This is a genomic window from Sporosarcina sp. FA9 (genome assembly GCF_051550205.1).
Classification (GTDB): Bacteria; Bacillota; Bacilli; order Bacillales_A; family Planococcaceae; genus Sporosarcina.
The window spans coordinates 1,514,791-1,534,583 of sequence record NZ_CP188819.1; the positions used below are offsets into that span (position 1 = coordinate 1,514,791).

At 37.2% G+C, this 19,793-nt stretch carries 18 protein-coding genes; 14 read left to right on the forward strand and 4 right to left on the reverse strand.

From position 1 onward, the window contains the following. Positions 1-18 precede the first annotated feature (18 nt). The 4 genes from ACP8HH_RS07380 (at position 19) to ACP8HH_RS07395 (ending at position 3,943) form a co-directional block, all read left to right on the forward strand. On the forward strand, positions 19-1,035 hold the full coding sequence (locus ACP8HH_RS07380) for an ABC transporter ATP-binding protein (RefSeq protein WP_438317999.1): 1,017 nt from the start codon (positions 19-21) through the stop codon (positions 1,033-1,035). Beyond that, positions 1,001-1,978: an ABC transporter ATP-binding protein gene (locus tag ACP8HH_RS07385; protein ID WP_438318002.1), complete on the forward strand. Its 978-nt coding sequence runs from the start codon at positions 1,001-1,003 to the stop codon at positions 1,976-1,978. Before ACP8HH_RS07380 ends, ACP8HH_RS07385 begins: the two co-directional genes overlap by 35 nt. Positions 1,979-1,982: 4 nt before the next feature. Then, positions 1,983-2,978, forward strand: coding sequence for a hypothetical protein (locus ACP8HH_RS07390; protein ID WP_438318005.1), 996 nt, complete (start codon positions 1,983-1,985; stop codon positions 2,976-2,978). Positions 2,979-3,124: 146 nt separating this feature from the next. Next, the gene (locus ACP8HH_RS07395) at positions 3,125-3,943 is read left to right on the forward strand and encodes a M55 family metallopeptidase (protein WP_438318008.1); all 819 of its coding nucleotides are present in this window, start codon (positions 3,125-3,127) and stop codon (positions 3,941-3,943) included. A 99-nt stretch (positions 3,944-4,042) separates the two neighbouring features. On the opposite strand, the gene ACP8HH_RS07400 is transcribed toward ACP8HH_RS07395, so the two are convergent. Next, the gene (locus tag ACP8HH_RS07400; RefSeq protein WP_438318011.1) at positions 4,043-4,240 is read right to left on the reverse strand and encodes a PepSY domain-containing protein; all 198 of its coding nucleotides are present in this window, start codon (positions 4,238-4,240) and stop codon (positions 4,043-4,045) included. Positions 4,241-4,536: 296 nt separating this feature from the next. Here ACP8HH_RS07400 and ACP8HH_RS07405 point away from each other — a divergent pair, with 296 nt between their 5' ends. Beyond that, positions 4,537-5,619, forward strand: a complete 1,083-nt coding sequence (locus ACP8HH_RS07405; protein WP_438318013.1) for a plasmid pRiA4b ORF-3 family protein — start codon at positions 4,537-4,539, stop codon at positions 5,617-5,619. A gap of 78 nt (positions 5,620-5,697) precedes the next feature. Here ACP8HH_RS07405 and ACP8HH_RS07410 read toward each other — a convergent pair whose 3' ends face one another. From ACP8HH_RS07410 to ACP8HH_RS07420, 3 genes are all read right to left on the reverse strand, one after another. Next, entirely contained in the window at positions 5,698-6,867 is a 1,170-nt protein-coding gene (locus tag ACP8HH_RS07410) for an MFS transporter (RefSeq protein ID WP_438318016.1), read from the reverse strand. 29 nt (positions 6,868-6,896) lie between these two features. Next, a complete protein-coding gene (locus ACP8HH_RS07415) occupies positions 6,897-7,289 on the reverse strand; it encodes a MarR family winged helix-turn-helix transcriptional regulator (protein ID WP_438318019.1) in 393 nt (130 codons plus the stop codon). 186 nt (positions 7,290-7,475) lie between these two features. Further along, positions 7,476-8,633, reverse strand: a complete 1,158-nt coding sequence (locus tag ACP8HH_RS07420; RefSeq protein ID WP_438318022.1) for a M20 family metallopeptidase — start codon at positions 8,631-8,633, stop codon at positions 7,476-7,478. Between the two features lie 164 nt (positions 8,634-8,797). Between ACP8HH_RS07420 and ACP8HH_RS07425 the strand changes: the two genes are divergently transcribed. The 9 genes from ACP8HH_RS07425 (at position 8,798) to ACP8HH_RS07465 (ending at position 19,617) form a co-directional block, all read left to right on the forward strand. Then, positions 8,798-10,174: a M20/M25/M40 family metallo-hydrolase gene (locus ACP8HH_RS07425; protein WP_438318025.1), complete on the forward strand. Its 1,377-nt coding sequence runs from the start codon at positions 8,798-8,800 to the stop codon at positions 10,172-10,174. 1 nt (position 10,175) lies between these two features. Next, complete coding sequence (locus tag ACP8HH_RS07430) at positions 10,176-11,414, forward strand: M20 metallopeptidase family protein (protein WP_438318028.1); 1,239 nt, start codon at positions 10,176-10,178, stop codon at positions 11,412-11,414. Next, positions 11,411-12,964: an ABC transporter substrate-binding protein gene (locus tag ACP8HH_RS07435; protein WP_438318031.1), complete on the forward strand. Its 1,554-nt coding sequence runs from the start codon at positions 11,411-11,413 to the stop codon at positions 12,962-12,964. The genes ACP8HH_RS07430 and ACP8HH_RS07435 overlap by 4 nt, the downstream gene beginning before the upstream one ends. A 47-nt stretch (positions 12,965-13,011) precedes the next feature. Then, a complete protein-coding gene (locus ACP8HH_RS07440; protein ID WP_438318033.1) occupies positions 13,012-13,926 on the forward strand; it encodes an ABC transporter permease in 915 nt (304 codons plus the stop codon). 12 nt (positions 13,927-13,938) lie between these two features. Beyond that, positions 13,939-14,844 carry an ABC transporter permease gene (locus ACP8HH_RS07445; RefSeq protein WP_438318036.1) on the forward strand — a complete coding sequence of 302 codons (906 nt, stop codon included), beginning with the start codon at positions 13,939-13,941 and terminating at the stop codon, positions 14,842-14,844. Between the two features lie 15 nt (positions 14,845-14,859). Then, positions 14,860-15,822, forward strand: a complete 963-nt coding sequence (locus ACP8HH_RS07450) for an ABC transporter ATP-binding protein (RefSeq protein ID WP_438318039.1) — start codon at positions 14,860-14,862, stop codon at positions 15,820-15,822. Positions 15,823-15,835: 13 nt separating this feature from the next. Further along, positions 15,836-16,897 carry an ABC transporter ATP-binding protein gene (locus ACP8HH_RS07455; RefSeq protein ID WP_438318042.1) on the forward strand — a complete coding sequence of 354 codons (1,062 nt, stop codon included), beginning with the start codon at positions 15,836-15,838 and terminating at the stop codon, positions 16,895-16,897. After that, positions 16,894-18,201, forward strand: coding sequence for a hypothetical protein (locus ACP8HH_RS07460; protein ID WP_438318045.1), 1,308 nt, complete (start codon positions 16,894-16,896; stop codon positions 18,199-18,201). Before ACP8HH_RS07455 ends, ACP8HH_RS07460 begins: the two co-directional genes overlap by 4 nt. Positions 18,202-18,324: 123 nt before the next feature. Then, positions 18,325-19,617, forward strand: a complete 1,293-nt coding sequence (locus tag ACP8HH_RS07465) for a M20/M25/M40 family metallo-hydrolase (protein WP_438318048.1) — start codon at positions 18,325-18,327, stop codon at positions 19,615-19,617. Positions 19,618-19,793 lie beyond the last annotated feature (176 nt).

The window sequence follows — 19,793 nt, forward strand, 5'->3', positions numbered from 1 at the left end:
AAGAAAGGAGTAAGTTCAATGGATGATAATATATTGCTACAAGTAAAAAATCTACAAACGTATTTTATTAGTGATTCTGGTGTAGTTAAAGCTGTCGATGATGTTTCTTTTAAAGTATCGAAAGGTGAAACGGTTGGAATTGTCGGAGAATCCGGGAGTGGTAAAAGTGTTACGTCCTTGTCCATAATGGGGTTATTAAAAGATACCCCAGGAAAAATTGTGGGTGGTGAAATCCTTTTTGAGGGTTCCGATCTTGTCCAGTTAAGTGAAAGTGAAATGCGGAAAATACGTGGTAATGACATCGCGATGATTTTCCAAGAACCCATGACTTCTTTAAATCCAGTGTTTAGAATAGGTCGACAAATTGAAGAAGCAATTATCCTTCATACTAAGTTATCAAAAAAGGAAGCGAGAATACGTACTATTGAAATCTTAACTGCAGTGGGTATTTCAAGACCCTCTGAGATTATCCATGAGTATCCTCATCAGCTTTCGGGTGGAATGCGGCAGCGAGTAATGATAGCGATGGCCATGGCTTGCAATCCGAAGATATTAATCGCTGACGAGCCAACAACAGCGTTAGATGTAACGATTCAGGCTCAAATATTAGATTTAATGCGAAATTTGACCGAAACATCAGAAACAGCTATTTTATTAATTACACATGATTTAGGTGTAGTTGCGGAAATGTGTGACCGAGTTGTAGTTATGTATGGTGGTCGTGCAGTAGAGGAAAGTGATGTACATTCAATTTTTTCAAGCCCAAAACATCCTTATACCCAAGGATTACTTGCCTCGATACCAAAAATGGGTGAGAGGGTAGAACGATTGCAATCAATTCCCGGGAACGTTCCAATTCCATCAAGAATGCCTGAGGGCTGTAAATTTGCACCAAGATGTCCATATGCAATGGACATATGTTGGGAAAAAGAGCCAGAACTTAAGGAAGTTTCATTAAATCACTCTAGCAGATGCTGGTTACATGAGGAGGTGCCTGAAGATGAGTCAGTACTTACTGGAAGTCCAAAATATTAAGAAGCACTTTCCTTTAAAGAAAGGTTTGTTTAATAGAAAAAAGAGCAATGTAAAAGCGGTAGATGGAGTTTCTTTTTCGATAAAAGCAGGTGAAACTTTAAGCATAGTAGGAGAAAGTGGTTGTGGAAAATCTACAACAGGCAGAGTGCTGATGAAGTTATTGGAACCGACGGAAGGAAGAATCATCTTTGAGGGGAAAGATATTACTGATTTAACAGCCGATGAAATAAGACCTTATCGAAAAGAATTTCAAATGATTTTTCAAGATCCCTACGCATCACTTAATCCTCGGCTGACTGTAAAGGAAATTATTGAAGAGCCTTTAATTGTTCATAATCTAGAAAAGTCAAAAAGGTCGGATAGGGTGATGGAGTTATTGGAAGTTGTAGGTCTGAATCGATATCACGCAAATCGATATCCCCACGAATTTAGTGGAGGGCAGCGTCAAAGAATTGGAATTGCTAGAGCACTTGCGGTAAATCCAAAACTTATTATTGCAGATGAACCCGTGTCGGCACTTGATGTTTCAATTCAGTCCCAAATTCTAAACTTGTTGAAAGATTTGCAGGAACAGTACAATTTGACGTATCTATTTATCGCACATGATTTAAGTGTCGTTGAACATATCTCTGATCGTGTAGCGGTTATGTACTTGGGAAGAATCGTTGAATTGACAGATAGGGATCGGTTATTTGAAACCCCACTCCATCCCTACACAAAAGCATTACTAAGTGCAGTCCCGATTCCCGACCCTTCAGCAAAGAGGGACCGAATTGTTTTATCTGGTGATATTCCAAGTCCAGCTAATCCTCCATCAGGGTGCACATTTCATACACGATGTCCGTTTGCACAAGATTTATGTAAAGAAAAAAAGCCGGAATTCAGAGATTTTGGGGACAATCATTTTGTTGCTTGTCATTTTGCTGAAGAGCTAAAAGGATAAGTATATGAAAAAACTTCATATAGTTGCAATTCAAAAAGCCTATTTAAATACAATTTCCCAACAACTATTGGAAATTTTCGGGGACAGTGTCGAGTTGTCATCAATGACCTTGCAAGACATGACTATGGATCTTATTTCGGAACATGATATTGTGGTTCTATCGAAAGAAGTCCTAATTGGCATTACACGTCCATTCATTCCAGGGTCTTGCCCAATTATTATTGCTAAAAGAGAAGTAAATATTGTTGCGACAAAAAAATTGCTGAATATGCCGAAAAATCAACAAATCTTAATTATTAACGACACGATTGAACATGCGGAGGAGACAGCAACTTCCCTTAGAGACATATTCTTTGAACATGAGTATAGTACCTATGATTCAATTAGTTCAATACAACCAACTATCGATTGGTTAGTGACTCCGGGAGAAATGGAACTCGTCCCAAAAGGCTTTACCAATGTAATCGATATTGGTCCTCGAATCGTTGACTTCAATACGGTGGTGAAAATTGCTGATTATCTTGATAGTAATATCAATCAAATTTCACTAATGAATCGATTCTTTAAATCGCAGTTAGTGTTAGCTGAAGAACATTGCATTATTGAGGGTTTAAAGAACAATCAGACTATGATGCAACAACCCGATGTTCATGCAAATACGGATGAGCATTTGCAAATCAATGGTCAATTTTCAGAAGAAATGAGTTTGATGATAGAGAAAATCGAAGCACATGGATTTTTAGATGAAAGTTTGGCGATTTTGGAAGTTTATCAAGCGGGAAAGAAAGAACTCGAGTCTTTTGGACGGTCAAAAGTTAAATTGAGATTACGCGAAGTAGGTATTGTTTTGACTGACCAGCAACTACGGCTTCGATTAGAGGTACTTCATGAATTATGCTTAGTAAATGTGCGTAAAGGCAGGGGTGGAACGAAGTTATCGGATAAGGGAGAGGCCTTTTTTTCTTTTCATAGGAATATTCGAGATTCTCAATCAAAATAATGAAAAGTGCTTTATTTTCTTTTATTTAGATGGCTTCTTTTAGTACGGTGAATAGCAGATTTGTAAATTTGACAAACCTGATGATAAGGAGCTTTTTATGTGAAGACATTAGGAGTTAAAGTGGGCATTAGTAGGAGGGATAAATTATGAAAATATTTTTATCAGCTGATATTGAAGGTGTTTCTGGAGTTGTTCACGGTGAACATACAATGCGGGATGGAAGAGAACATGATTACGCTAGAATGCTAATGACTAAAGAAGTGAATGCTTGTGTACTAGGGGCTTTGGAGGCAGGGGCAGAAAAGATTGTTGTGAATGACTCTCATGGAACGATGCGAAATATTTATCATGAACAATTACATACGAAAGCGGAATTAATCTTAGGAACGCCCAAAAAGCTTGCGATGATGGAGGGCATTAGCTCTGATTTTGATGCAGCCCTATTTGTTGGATATCATACAAAAATGGGTGCTGAAGGAATATTAAATCACACATTTAACGGAAGAGTAGTCAGGTCCATTGAATTAAATGGCATAGAGCTTGGCGAATTCGGATTAAATGCTCTCGTTGCTGGTCATTTCAATGTGCCAGTTGTTTTTGTATCAGGATGCAATTTAGTTGCAATTGAGGCGAAATCGTTAGTTCCGAACATTCACCAAGCAATCGTAAAACAAACGATTAATCGAACTACTGCCCTGAATATGCATCCGGTTGTGGCAAGAGAGTTGATAAAAGAAAGTACAAAAAATGCTTTATTAGCGTACGATGAAATTAGCCCTTACCGAATTGAACCACCCTATACAGTAAAAATGACTTTTATTAATACTGGTCAGGCCGATGCAGTTGAAATATTGCCTTATGTAAAAAAAGTTGGGCCATTAGAAATTTCATTTATTTGCACGGATATATTGGAGTGCTATCAATTAATTCGAAGTTCGATTATGATTGCAGGTTCTATATCCTAAGATTTTTGGATAGAAAACTATTATCAAAAACCCAACGAAAAATGAAGGAAGCCACGAATGGTGTCTATTACCAATCATGGCTTCCTTCATACTTATTTCTTAATCCACCTTAACTTTAAGGATTGCTCCTGTATTTGCATCTACTTTCACTTCATATTTTTGACCCTCTCTAGTCCGAATATCGATTTCATAAAGCATTATTCCATCATCGTAATCCAATTCCGCTTTTATAACATGACCGTTGCTTGTTCTAATGTAATTCTTAGATATTGTGGGTTTTGCCAATGATTGAGCCAATAATGATTTTGGTTATTATTATTCTGATTAATCAGTGAAACTCCTTTCCATTTCTCTTAGTTCGCTCTAAGCTATTCTATTCAAGAGGTATAATTATGTGCTCAATATCTAGATCCAACAAACTATTATCCCAATGATAGCTCATATAGTAAAATATGTTAGAATACAAATAAGCTGTATGAGGTGAAGTTTGGCTGGGTACCTGAAGAAGAACTGATGTATACATATTATAAAGTGAATTCGTTTGGAGAAAGTAAATTGAAACAAATAATAACCCACAAAGGAGTTTTCCGATTATGCAAATTGGTTGTACAAAGAAACTATTAGATGTGCTAAAAGCCGAATCTACACCAGCTTCAGAGGTGGATCCATTATTCTCATGGCATGCAAATGTACTGATCTACAATCGGAAAAAAGTAGTTGTATTAATAAATGAGACTACTCGTTATGTAGTTGTAATGTTTGGATTAAAAGCAAAGGAGTTTAATAAATTTAATGAAGTTGTTTTGCAGGCAATACGAGAATCTTTTCAGTCGGAGGGTATCAGGGAAGAGGTTATTAATAAATATTTACTTATAGCAAATGAAGTAGCTATTACAAAAACAAAAGATCGCACTTCCGTTGCAAGATTGAATAAGTCCTGTGAGACAATATCTTTTTTTTATGACTTGATTGATGAAGAGACTATTTTTCAACCACAAATGGGAATAAAGTTAAATCGTCTTTTTGTTGGTGATGGGAAGAAGTCCTATATTTATCCGAGCGAAGAGATGTTTAAAGATCTTCAGCTTTTTGCTGGTCAACCTATTTTTGAAACGAAGGCGGTGGTTCTGAAAGTTACACTTAGACTAGAGAATCATGAAGTGTGGCGACGTCTTATAGTTCCTATGCACAAAACGTTTAATCAGTTGCATACTATTTTGCAAACAGCCTTCGGATGGCAAGATTACCATCTACACGAATTTGCTGTGTACGATAAGTTCTTGAATGGAGCTAAGCCAATCGTCAATCTTGTTTGCCATCCAGAATCACTTTCCGATGTCGGGGGAGTAAGTACGATTCTAGAAAAAGGTATCAAGCTATCGGAATATATCCCTCCATACGAACTTCTAACATACACGTATGATTTTGGCGACGACTGGAAACACGATATCAAAGTAGAAAAAATGATTGAAAACCACGAGTTCAACTATCCCATTTGTCTAGATGGAAAAGGAAACACACCGCCTGAAGATGTAGGCGGTGAGCACGGTTACGACCACTATCTAAATGTTCTTGCGAATTCCGAGGATGATGACTTTGAAAATATGACGAAGTGGGGACGTATGCAAGGGGATCAGAATTTTGATATGGATGCTGTTAATAGAGCGTTGAAATAATTGAATGATGCACATACCTTAAATCTATGTATAGTGAGGGCCAGGTTCTGATTTGACATGAACCTGGCTTTAAGAAATTTATGCTACTGTTTCAATCTTTTTTCTTTGTAAAAGTACATAAATAATTGAAGCAATCAGCATAAGTAACGCGGATAGTAAGTACATATTCTGATATCCGTAACTTATTGCAATAAGTCCAAAAACAAACGAACCAATTGCGAGTCCACTATCAAATAATGTGAAAAATGTAGCCGTTGCATATCCACTTCTCTCAGGATCTGTCGCCTGCATTGCAAGTGTCTGAAAACTTGGAACAATCGATCCGTAACCAAACCCGAGAAAAGCACCAGCGACTAAGAACACAAATGTGGAATCCATAAACGCTAACATTATTAAACCAATGATAAAACTAATAAACCCAGGAATAATAACAAACTTTGGTCCTTTTTCATCAAAAATACGACCCGTAAACGGTCTTGCTACGAGCATGACTGCTGCATAAATCAGGAAAAATGTACTCGCCAATTCCAGTAAATCTTTTGCTTGTGCATAAATTGATAAATAGGATAATACGCTTGCGTACGAAAAGGATATGACACTCGCTAAAAGGGAAACGGGTAGGGCCTTTTTTTCAAATAGATCGCCAAATGCAAACTTCTCATTAACTGAGGCGGCATATGAAAAATCCTTTTGAATGATCGACAACGATGCAACAACACCTATTATCATAATAAAACTCATAACAATGAAGAGAATATCAAATGAATAGTATTGTATGATGAAAAGTCCAATTAGTGGGCCAAGAACAACTGCAAGATTCGTTGACATTGTGTAGTAACCGAGTCCAGCACCGCGACGGGTAACGGGGATATTATCTACTGCAAGTGATCCGGCAGCGGTAGTTATGAGACTAAAGAAAATACCGTGCACGAAGCGCAACGTCAATAATCCTTGAAATGGTTCAATAAAGTAATAAAGGATTGTACAAGCCAAATAAAGAACCAGGCCAATCCATAACATTTTTCTTTTACCGTAAACATCTAATATTTTTCCGGTAAACGGTCGTACTAAAATGGCCGATAATAAGAAAACAGACATTAAAAGCCCCGCGTCTTTATCTGTTTTACTTAAAACATCCTTCGCGTACAGAGGTAATGTAGAAACTAATCCGTAAAAAACGATGAATACGGATAAATTTGTGCAAAACAAACTAATAAATGATTTCGACCAAATTGGTTCATTTCTCATTAAAGCACCTACAACCTTCAACTTTTAATTCAGATTTTAGTTAATGCAGCCCTAAAAATAACTTGCTCCTCTTGCGTAATTTCGGATAATAGATTTTTTTCAAACTCAATTACGGAAGATTCTATAGTAGGGAATGTACTTAATGCTATTTCCGAAAGACGGACAATCTTTTCGCGACGGTCTTTTCCCTCAACCGTTGTTAGCCATCCTAGCTTAATTAAACGGTTTACCGTTCGAGTAATTGTCGGGGCTTCCACATTTAAATACTTCCATATTTCCGTCAACGTCATCTCCTTGTGCTGATGTATGCAATAAAGAACAGACCATTGAGATGAAAATAAGTTATGCTCTTTCAATACTTCGTTTACCTCTTTACTAATGAGACGAGATTTTTGTAAAAGTTCATGAATTAATGGATTCAATACAAAACCCCCTTTTTGTTTACCTAGTTAAGTATAAAGTTAATATGAACGGCTGTATAGCAATTTGTTTGTTCGTTGGAAAGAAGGGGATAGGGTTCAAAAAACATTAACTAATTGTTTGATAATAAAAAGATTGGCCAAGCAAAGCTTAGTCAATCTACTAATTTTATAATCTAAAAGAGTGCGTTACTTAATTTTTGCACTGCTTACTTCCATACATAATTCTGCGACAAAAGCACATTTATCAATGAATGAATTGAATTGAATATGTTCGTTCCTTGCATGGGCACCATCCCCTGGAATTCCAAGTCCATCGATTGTTGGGATACCAATTTGAGATGTGAAATTACCATCACTTCCTCCTCCGACGCTTGACTCAGTGATGTTCATACCAATTGTATTGCCTGCAATTTTTGCGAGTTCAAATAGCTGTTGATTTTTATCGTTTTTTTCAAGTGGAGGTCTATTTATTCCACCTGTAACTAATAGAGAAAACCGATCATCATCTGTAGTTAGAGTATTAAATATGTGTTCGATACGTTTTCCTTCAGCGATGGATGTGCATCTAAAATCCACTTCAATTCGTGCTTTTTCAGGAACGACATTACTAGTCGACCCACCCTTTATTGTACCTACGCTTACGGTAGTTCCAAGAGAATAGTCGGTTAATCCTTCAAGTTTAACAATTAGTTTGGCAATTTCTACAATCGCATTTAGACCGTCCTCATGATGATTGCCGGCATGTGCACTTTTCCCAGTTACTTCAATTTCGAACTGACCAACACCTTTACGCTCAGTTTTTAATGCATTTGTTTGTGCCTCAGGCGGCTCCATAACGAAAACAGCGTCACATGTTTTGGCAACCGATTCAATAATTTCTTTTGAAGACTCACTTCCAGTTTCTTCATCTGAAGTAAAGAGAAAAACAGGTGTGAAAGGAAGTTCTTTTTCTACGTTAATTAGTGAATTAATGGCCCAAATAGACGATATGAGACCAGCTTTCATATCGTAAATCCCCGGTCCGGATATAACATCACCTTCTTCTACCAATTGTAATTCGCCTACATTCCAAACGGTATCATAATGGCTCATTAATAAAATTCTTGGTTTTAAGTTATTCTTCATTTCATAGAGTAGATGTGTAGCGTTGCCTTCTGTAGAAAATTCTTTTAACGTAAATTGGCTTCCGAAATGTTTGCGGAAAATGTCTTTAATTATAGACTCACATTCCTTTAACAATTGTAAATCGTGGCTCGGAGATTCAGCTTTAACTAGAGTAAGTAAATCATTTTTAATATTTTCTTTATTAGCTTTTAAAAACGTAAGATTTGTTTGCATTTTCATCAACCCCACCTATTTCATTTTTTATATAGTTCTGTTTTCCATTATACAGAGGAATTCAACTAATTCAATAATTAAATATAGAAACTATTGACACAATACTGAATTCGGTATAAAATCAGTATAAGTAATTTAGGAAATCTTCCGAAAAGGGTGATGAGTGTGAATTGACGAATCCAATACACGAATATATCGAAAAGAATCGTGACGTATATATTAACTGGCTTACAGAGTTTTGCAAGATTCCAAGTGTGGCTGCCCAAAATAGAGGGATGAAAGAAAGCGTTTCGTATCTCGAACAACTGTTTAATGAAGCGTTCAATGTTGATGCGGAAGTTTTAGATACTGGTGGGCAACCTGTAGTTTTCTCGCATTTAAAAGGAGAAACAGATACCATTTTAAGTTTTTACAATCATTATGATGTTCAACCTGAAGATCCAATTGAATTATGGAATACACCACCATTTGAACCAACACTTGTTGGCGATAGATTATACGCTCGCGGAATTGCAGATAATAAAGGCAATCTGATAGCACGTATGGCTGCAGTTCATGCAATTAAAGAAGTAGTAGGTAAATTGCCAATCGATATTAAATTTATCTTTGAAGGTGAAGAGGAGATTGGAAGTATTAATCTTGGAGCATTCACCGATAAACACAGTGAAAAAATTCATGCGGATGGTTGTGTATGGGAATTTGGTTATAGGGATGCGGAAAACCGTCTTGAAGTATCGCTTGGCGTCAAAGGATTGTTGTATGTTGAACTTTTTGCAAAAGGTGCAAATACAGATCTTCACTCGGCTCAAGCTTCAATCATTGGAAGTCCGGTTTGGCGCTTAGTGAAGGCTTTGAATCTACTAAAAGATTCACAAGATCGAATATTAATTCCTGGATTTTATGATGATATTATTCCAATTACTGAAGAAGAAATACAAATGATCAGGCAATATAATATTAGTGAAATTGAGTTATTGGAACATTTGGGCATTGATAATTTTATTAATAACTTAACAGGAGAAGAACTGAAGAAAAAGCATATTTTTGAGCCGACATGCAATATTTGTGGAATTCAAAGTGGATATACAGGTGAGGGGTCAAAAACCGTATTGCCTTCAGAAGCGTTTGCAAAAATTGATTTCCGACTTGTACCTGGCCAACTACCAAATAAAATATTGGATTTACTGCGTACTTATCTGGATGCCGAAGGATTTAGTGACATTGGAATCCGAACATTTGGTGAAGAGATTGCAGTCCGAACCCACCCATCTGAAATAATTGTTAAAGCGGTAATAGAAACAATTGAGGAGTATACGAACCAACCGCCAAATGTGATTCCGAATACACCTGGAACGGGTCCTATGTTTGAGTTGACTGAAAAGTTCGGGATTCCAGCAGTATCATTCGGAGTTGGTAATTTCTCGTCTTACACACATGCACCTAATGAAAACATCCGTGTTGAAGATTTTATTGATGGAATTAAAATGATGGCATCATTTGTATTCAAATATGGAGAAATGATGGTGCGTAGAAAGGAGGAGAAGTAAGTTGCTCACTCAGTCAATAAAAGAAAAATTCGAAAAACTTAAAGACGTTCATCCGCAATTATACGAAGCAATTATAGCAAATTTCGAAAGCTTCGTTGAAATTCGAAGAGATTTACGGCAACATCCTGAATTAGCTTTCCAGGAAGAACGAACGTCTAAAATTGTTGCTTCTTACTTGAAACAATGGGGATATGAAGTACAAGAAAGTGTTGGAGGAACAGGTGTCATAGGTATTTTGAAAGGAAAAGAAAAGGGGCGAGTTCTTGGCTTGCGTGCAGATATGGACGCTTTGCCAATGCCTGATGAAATCGATGAAAACTATCGAAGCGTACATGAAGGTGTTGCACATACATGTGGTCACGATGTCCATACGACCAACTTGTTGGGTGTTGCAAAGGTGTTTTCCGAAATCGGTCTAGAAAAGGGTACACTAAAACTTATTTTCCAACCAGCTGAGGAAATTGGGCTCGGTGCGAAAAAGATGATTGAAGACGGTGCACTCGAAAATCCAGCGATGGATATGATTGCAGGTCTACATGTCGCTCCTGCATTAAAAGTTGGCGAGTTTTCTGTTTCGAATGATGTTTACAGCGGAGCCGCCGTTGATATTTTTGAACTAACAATAACAGGTAGAGGTGGACACGCAGCACATCCGCATCTGGCAGTTGACGCTGTTATGATTACGGCACAAGTTCTTGTTTCACTTCAACAAATTGTAAGTAGACAAATTGATCCTCTTGATCCAGTTGTCCTCAGCGTTGGGCAAATACAAGGTGGAACAAAAGGTACAATTCTTCCTAACACAGTAACTGTTAATGGAACTGTTCGTACTTTGAATCCAAAGACAAGAGAAGTTATGGAAGAACGCATAAATCAAATTGCAGAGAATGTGGCAAAAGCATTTGGAGGTTCTTGCGATTTAGATTATGAGTATGTAACTCCATCTTTAAAAAATGATGATGCTACTAAAGATTTTTTCGTTTCCGCAACAAAATCTGTATTTGGCTCAGATGCTGTTCGTTTCTCTAATCCTTCAATGGGCGGAGAGGACTTTGCATATTTCTCACAAGAAGTACCGTCGGTATTTTTCCGGTTAGGTACGTGTTCGGGGGATTCAACTTCCAATGGAATCCATACAACCCGATTTAATGTTGATGAGAAAGCAATATTGTTTGGAATAGGTGCTTTAAGTAATTTAGCTCTATCATTTTTAAACAAAAAAGAGGGGGAAAAAGTATGAAGAGAATTCTGTTAGCAGTTTTTCTAGTTTTGGTATTAATTGTTTCAGCATGTTCGAAAGACAGCGGTAGTCCTGATAAAGGTAAAGACGAGGATAAACCAGCAGAAAATACCCCGAAAATCCTTACGATTGCAAATGGTACAGACGTAACATCGTTTGATATTCACAACCATAATACGACAAGTACAGAAGCAGTACATGTCAACATGTTTAACTACCTTGTTAAAAATGGCGGTGCGGATGGATTCATTTCCGATCTAGCTGAAAGCTGGGAAAATGTTGATGATAATACATGGTCTTTCAAACTTAAAGAAGGCGTAAAATTTCACAACGGTGAAGAATTGACAGCTGATGACGTCAAGTACACATTAGAACGTGTTGCGAAAGACGATACATTACTTGAACACGGTTCGTATAAACAAATTTCTGAAGTTAAAGTTAAGAGTGATTATGAGTTTGATATTATTACAGAGAATGCAGAGCCAGCATTACTGAATCGATTGTCAAGACTTGGTTCGGGTATTCTTCCAAAAGATTATATTGAAAAAGAAGGCTGGGAAGTTTTCTTGAAAGCACCAGTAGGCACAGGCCCTTATAAATTAAAAGAGTGGAAAAGGGACGATCGACTTATTCTAGAAGCAAATAAAGACTATTTTGGTGAAGCTCCTAAGTGGGACGAACTTGTATTTAGAGCGATTCCAGAAGATTCGACCCGCGTTTCTGAACTTCTTACTGGAGGGGTAGACATTGCTGTTAACATCCCGCCAACTGATGTTGAACGTATAAACGCAGCTGATGGTTCTTCAGTAATTACATCACCAACACAACGTGTCATGATGCTTGTACTTCGTACTGCAGAAGGAAATGTTACAGCAGATCCACTTGTTCGGGAAGCAATTGACTTGGCAATTGATAAGCAAGCAATTGTAGATTCACTTTTAAATGGTGCGGGTCAGGTTACACGTACGCGCGTAACTCCTGGTAACGTTGGAGCGAATGAAGACCTTTTTGGTAAAACATTATTTGATCCTGAAAAAGCGAAAGAACTTTTAGCTGAAGCAGGACATGCTGATGGACTTGAACTGACATTGAGTGCACCTAACGGTCGGTACTTAAAGGACAAAGAAACTGCAGAACTAATGGCAGCTATGCTGGGTGAAGTTGGAATAACAGTTAAGCTAGAACTTTTGGAGTGGAGTGCATTCAATACGAAGTATACCGAAAGATCTTTCGGAGATATGTTCTTCATTGGTTACGGTAACTCGATGTTTGATGCTTCTCTTGCATTAGATCGTTTGCAATTTGAAAGAGCGATTGGTGAAACGGATTATAATAACCCAGAAGTTGAGGCTTTGTTGAAAGCTGCCGAGTCCAACATGAATTTGGAAGAACGTGCAAAGCAATATCAAGATGCTCAGGCATTAATTGCTGAAGATCGTCCACAAATTTATTTCTACCAACTTGAGTCAATTTACGGAGTAAATGACCGAGTAGAATTTGCACCGAGATTAGATGAAATGTTCTTTGCAGATGATGTTAAATTGAAATAAGAGGGGATTTCCCCCTCTTTTTTTGTTAATAGAGGAGGTACAATTGAATGAAATATTTATTGCAAAATTTATTGAAAACAATTCCTGTCCTACTCCTCATTACGCTAATCGTTTTTCTGTTAGTTCGAGTAACAGGTGATCCAGTTGCATTGATGCTTCCTGAAACAGCAACGGATGAAGAGCGAGAATCACTGAAAGAATCTCTTGGGTTTAACGATCCATTGCCTGTCCAGTACCTTTCATATTTAGGTGATTTAGTAAAAGGTGATTTTGGAAAATCGTTGCGCTATGACTCAGACGCATTAGAACTTGTATTAGATCGAATGCCGGCAACATTCCAGCTTGCAATTGCTTCAATGGTTGTTGCGATTCTAATTTCTGTTCCGTTAGGCATACTTTCTGCTGTGAAGAGGAATAGTTTCATGGATTTGTTTATTACAGGAGGGGCTGTTCTAGGGAAGGCGATGCCAAGTTTTTGGCTTGGTATTATGCTCATTTTGATATTCGCAGTTAACTTTCAAATTTTACCTGTTTCCGGAAAAGGTGGATTAATGCACTTAATTTTACCTGCTATTACACTCGGAACTGGAATTGCTGCTGAAATGACAAGATTAATTCGTTCAAGTATGTTGGAAATATTAGGGCAAGATTTTATAAGAACAGCCCGCAGTAAAGGATTAAGAGAGTCAATTGTTGTGAACAAGCACGCATTTCGAAATGCATTAATACCAGTGGTCACGATTATGGCATTGCAAACTTCGACGTTAATAGGTGGAACGCTTATTACGGAAACAGTCTTCGCTTGGCCAGGTTTAGGACAATTACTTGTACAAGCCGTCAATTTACGAGATATGGGCGTCGTTCAAGCAGCAACATTTTTAATTGCGATATTCGTAATATTTAGTAATCTACTCGCGGATCTTGTTTACAGACTACTAGATCCAAGAATTAAGTACGATTAAGGAGGGGATTATATGACTAAAATAATTGAAAATTCTCAGTCCTTACTTAATCGGAAAAAGAAGGGCAAACTTCAAAACCTCTTAATTAGACTTCTTAAAAGTAAGACTGGCTTTGTCGGTCTCTTTATCGTGTTGGCAATGGTAGGTATGGCCGTTTTTGCACCAATTTTGGCAATGTATGACCCTGCCAAAACGGATATTATGCATCGGCTTCTTCCACCATTTTGGTTGGAGGGTGGAACAAAGGATTTTCCATTAGGAACAGATAATTTAGGTCGAGATGTTTTGAGTAGAATTATTTATGGCTCAAGAATATCCTTACTCGTTGGAATTAGTGCAGTTATTCTGGCTGGTATTTTGGGAATGTTCTTCGGGCTTGTTGCTGGGTTTTACGGAAAAGTATGGGATTTTATTATTATGAGAACAGTCGATTCATTCCTCGCAATACCTAATATATTGTTTATGTTAATCATCCTTGCTGTTCTTGGGCCAAGTGTTTCAACCTTAATACTTGTTCTAGGTGGTACATCTTGGGTAGTTTATGCGAGGATGGTTCGAAGTGAAACACTTAGTGTAAAAGAGAGAGACTATGTTCGTTCTGCAAAAGCAATAGGGGCAAAAGATTATCGGATTATCGTGAAATATATTTTACCAAACGTAATTTCATCATTTATCGTTATTGCTACATTAAATGTAGCTTCAACAATTATTTTAGAAGCTAGTTTAAGTTTCCTTGGTCTAGGTATCCAATCACCTGATGTTTCATGGGGGCTCATGTTAAGTGATGGCCGAGAGTATATTGCCACAAGTTGGTGGGTCGCTACATTCCCTGGGGTTGCAATTACTGTAACTGTCTTAGGCGTTATTTTTCTAGGAGATTGGTTGCGTGACGTGTTAGATCCGAAAATTAAAGACTAACTGCGAGGTGAGATTATGAGTAACCGAATATTAGATGTTAAGGATTTGCGTGTACGCTTTAAAACAGAAGACGGATACGTTTCAACAGTCAATGGTGTATCGTTTGTTATGAATGAAGGAGAAACACTGGCTATTGTTGGAGAATCAGGTAGCGGAAAAAGTGTTACTTCGCTTGCTTTAATGGGAATTCTTCCTCCGAATGGTGAAGTGTATGGAGGAGAAATGGTATTCAAAGATAAAAATTTACGTACGATTAGCAAAAAAGAATATCGAGCATTACGTGGTAATGAAATGTCCATGATTTTTCAGGAACCAATGACAGCCTTGAACCCGGTCTTTACGATTGGTTATCAATTAAGAGAAACACTAATTGTTCATAATAAAATATCAAAAGCTGAAGCCGAGAAAAAAGGGGTTAAAATGCTAGAACTTGTTGGAATTCCAGATGCTGAAAAGGCAATGGGGCGTTTTCCGCACCAATTATCTGGTGGTATGCGTCAACGTGTGATGATTGCAATGGCGTTATCATGTAATCCTAAATTGCTAATCGCTGATGAACCGACAACTGCCCTTGATGTAACGATACAGGCCCAAATATTAACGCTTATGAGAAATTTGAAAGAAAAAGGAAATACGAGTATCTTGATGATTACTCATGATCTTGGCGTTGTTGCTGAAGTTGCGGATCGGGTAATTGTTATGTATGCAGGTGAAGTTGTTGAAGAAGCACCAGTTTTCGAATTATTTGAAAACCCGTTGCATCCGTATACACGTGGATTAATGGCTTCGATTCCAAAAATTCATGATGTTGTAGAAAATCTTTATTCGATAGAAGGAACTGTACCAAATCCAGCGGATATGCCAACCGGATGTAAATTTCACCCAAGATGTCCCCTTGCGGATGCTGAGTGTATGAAAATACATCCAGAGCTAGAGTATGTCAGTTCGACCCATGCGAAGCGCTGCATTAAAGTATAAGGGGGTGAATAGGATGGAGTTCGTAAAAGATCAAAGCACATCAAAAGAAAAAGTAATTATGGAAGTGCGTAATTTAAAAAAACATTTTGAAATTACAAAAGGCTATGTTAAGAAAACCACTACATTAGTCCGTGCTGTTGACGGCTTAAACTTTGAAGTGTTTGAAGGTGAAACACTTGGAATTGTTGGAGAATCTGGTTGTGGAAAATCTACAACTGGGCAATTAATGCTTGGTTTACTTGATGCGACAGAAGGAAATATATTTTTTGACAATAAAGATATTGCCACTCTCAGTAACGAAGAACTACGTAAAGCGAGACGAGATTTGCAAGTAATCTTCCAAGATCCTTACTCATCACTTAATCCAAGAATGAAAGTTGAAGAAATTATCGGGGAGCCTTTAGTTGTTCATAAAATTGCCTCTGGAAAAAAACTACGTGAAGAAGTACTCAATCTAATGAAGCTTGTTGGCCTCGGAGAACACCAGTTAAAAAGATATCCACATGAATTTAGTGGAGGACAACGCCAGCGTATAGGAATTGCACGAGCACTGGCTTTACGACCTAAGGTAATTGTTTGTGACGAAGCTGTTTCGGCGTTAGATGTTTCGATTCAAGCTCAAATTTTAAACTTACTAAAAAAATTACAAAAAGAAATGGATTTAACTTACATTTTTATTGCTCATGGATTGCCTGCTGTGCGGCATATAAGCGATCGAATTGGCGTAATGTATTTGGGAAGGATGGTAGAATTAGCAGATCGAGATGAACTGTTTCTAAATCCACTTCATCCATATACAAATGCATTGTTAGATTCTGTACCTATTCCAGATCCAAAGTTACGAAAAAGGCATCAGTTAATCGAAGGTGAAATTCCAAATCCTAGCGATCCACCAAGTGGTTGTCATTTCCATCCAAGATGTCCATATGCAACTGATTTATGTAAAACAGAAAGCCCCGAGTATCGCGAAATACTGCCAGGTCATTCTGTTGCTTGCCACCATCCACTAATTAATATAGACAAGATAGGTGTTTCTGAATCGGCTACTATTTTAAGCGGACATGAAATAAGTTGAAAATTCGAATTGGTGCAATTGGACCTCGAGATTCACTAAATCAAATAAAAGAAGTAGCAAGTGCCGATTTTCGTATTGAGTTAGTCGAATTTGAATACTTTCATCGTGACGAATTGGAACACATTATTAATGAAAATAAGTATGATGTGGCACAGTGGATTTTTTCGGGACAAACTCCTTATTACTATGCACTTGACAAAGGTTGGATAAAGGAGAATGAAGGATTTTTTCCACCACTTTACGGTATCGCTTTCCTAGGAACATTGCTAAACATTTTCCTTGAGCGAAAGGAAACAACAACTTCAATAAGTGTAGATTCAATTGAAGGAGAAACAATTCAACAACTGTTAAAAGAGTATAGTTTAACTGAATTGAAAATAGAAATATACCCTTATGATCGGAATCAAACATATGAAGAAATCATTGAATTTCATGTAAAAAATTTCAGGGAAAAAAATACGGCAGTTGCGGTAACTTGTTTATTAACTGTTTATGAGGAATTGGAAAAGTTAGGAATCCCAAGTTATCGAATCGTACCGTCGCAATTAGCAATTCAAACCGTCTTTAATTTACTTGTCTCCCGTGCTACCAGTCAAATATTTGAAAAATCAAAAGTTGCGATTATTGGAATTGAACAAATAAATGATAAATTAATAACTGAAAACAACACATACGAAGCAAATAGAAAACGATTAAATCTTGAACTTGCATTACAGCAAGTTGCTGAGAAGTTAAATGGTGTTCTTGACAATTCTAAGGAAAATCGTTTTAATATTTACACAACCTATGGTGATTTCGAATTATTGTATCTAAACGAGTCACTAAGTCAGCTAGTGAATCAAGTTGAACTGCAATCTTCAATTGAACTAAAAATCGGGATTGGGTCTGGACACACGGTGTATGAAGCCATGCAAAATGTAAGTCACTCTTTTGTAGAACACCAAAAAAATCAAAACCAAAAAATAATTTTTATCAATCAAATGAAAGAAATAATGGATGTATTTTCGGAAGAAAATAATAATTTTACAGCTGATAAACTTCCAGAAGCATGGAAAAAAGTTTTAACAGAAAATAACTATACGCCGATAATTCCAGCTAAAATCTACTTTTTCATTAAATATAAAAAGATAAAATGTTTTAACAGTGAACTAATAACAACTCTTCTGAAAAACACGGATAGAAATACGAGGAGAATATTAAATGAAATGGAACAAATGGGGCTAATAGAAGTTACTGAAGACGCAACAGGTAGAAGGGGCAGACCGAAGAAAATATATTCTATTGCGAATTTAAGTGAACTCTAAGAAAGAAATCCATTAGCTTAATAAACGATGATGTGACTCCGTTATTGTATACGGAGTCGTTTTCGTTCGACAATTGTAACCGTCTATAATTGCTACTGAATTCAAAAATGGAGGGATTCACTAATGACTGAAAAACATGGAATTGTTAAAGGTATCCAAGAGTATAGCGTATCGAATAAAGTAAAAGATGTATATAGTTTACTAAAATCCAATTCGGGAGTGAAAAAAGGGCTTGTATTTTTAGAAGAAGATAATAACTACACAACTAATGAGCAAATTGAGCTTACAGCTATTCAAGCACCTACATTTTATGAAGGGAAAAGAGGCATCTACTATAAAAGGAAACTAACTGAACTTGGAATAAAAAATATCACAGTGGATGAAGTTGGTAACGTATTCGGAATTCGCCCGGGAAGCGGGAGTGGCCCTTCAATCGTATTATGTGCACATTTAGATACAGTTTTTCCTGAAGGAACAGATACTGTTGCTAAAATTGTAGACGGAAGAGTGTATGCACCTGGGATTGCTGATGATGGCCGCGGCCTGGCATCGGTCCTTACAATATTGCGGGCACTAAATCACGCTAATATTGAAACCGAAGGGGACTTAATTATCGGAGCTACGGTTTGTGAAGAGGGCCTTGGAGATTTGCTAGGTGTAAAAACATTGTTTGAAAATCGAGAAGATATAGATGGATTTATATCAATCGAACCCGGTGCTGTAGACCGAGTAACATATTTAGCTACAGGTAGTAAACGATATAAAATCACATATAAAGGACCAGGTGGGCACAGTTTTGGAAGTTTTGGAACACCGAGCCCGATACACGCTTTAGGACGTGCGATTGCCAAAGTATCCTCATTAGAAACCCCAACGAATCCAAAAACGACATTTAATGTTGGATTAATAACAGGAGGAACTTCAGTAAATTCAATTGCAGAAGTCGGAGAAATGATAATCGATTTACGTTCAAATTCCCAAGAAGAGCTATTAAATTTAGAGAAACAGGTAATTGATATCATTAATCTCGCCGCGGATGAAGAAAATCTTCGATGGGGGAAATTAAATGTGATTACTGTTGATATAGAATTAGTAGGTAATCGTCCAGCAGGATCGCAAAATCCTGATGCCGTTATCGTACAAGCTGCAGCCGCAGCCACATCTGCATTAGGTTTTGAACAGACATTGGACGGGGCCAGTAGTACAGATTCCAATGTTCCTATTTCACTAGGAATACCTGCGGTTACACTAGGTGGTGGTGGTGATGCTGGTGGGTTCCACACTCTAAATGAGTACTATGATCCAACAGATGCTTTTTATGGTGTACAAAAAATATTCTTAACTCTGATAGGACTTGTTGGGTTAAAAGACGTTACTCCACCATTACTAGCAAAAATAATTAATAAATTAGAATGAGTAGTAATCGATTTTGTGAAAATAAAAAGCTTGCAAGCTCATAGTGCAACACAAGAAAGAATCAATCCTAGATTTCATAACTAGGATTGGTTCTTTCGCTTTTTTAAATGATAGTTTATTTATCATTTACTCAATAAGCGTAAAATAGGTTTGGTAAATTCATGTATCCTTCAATA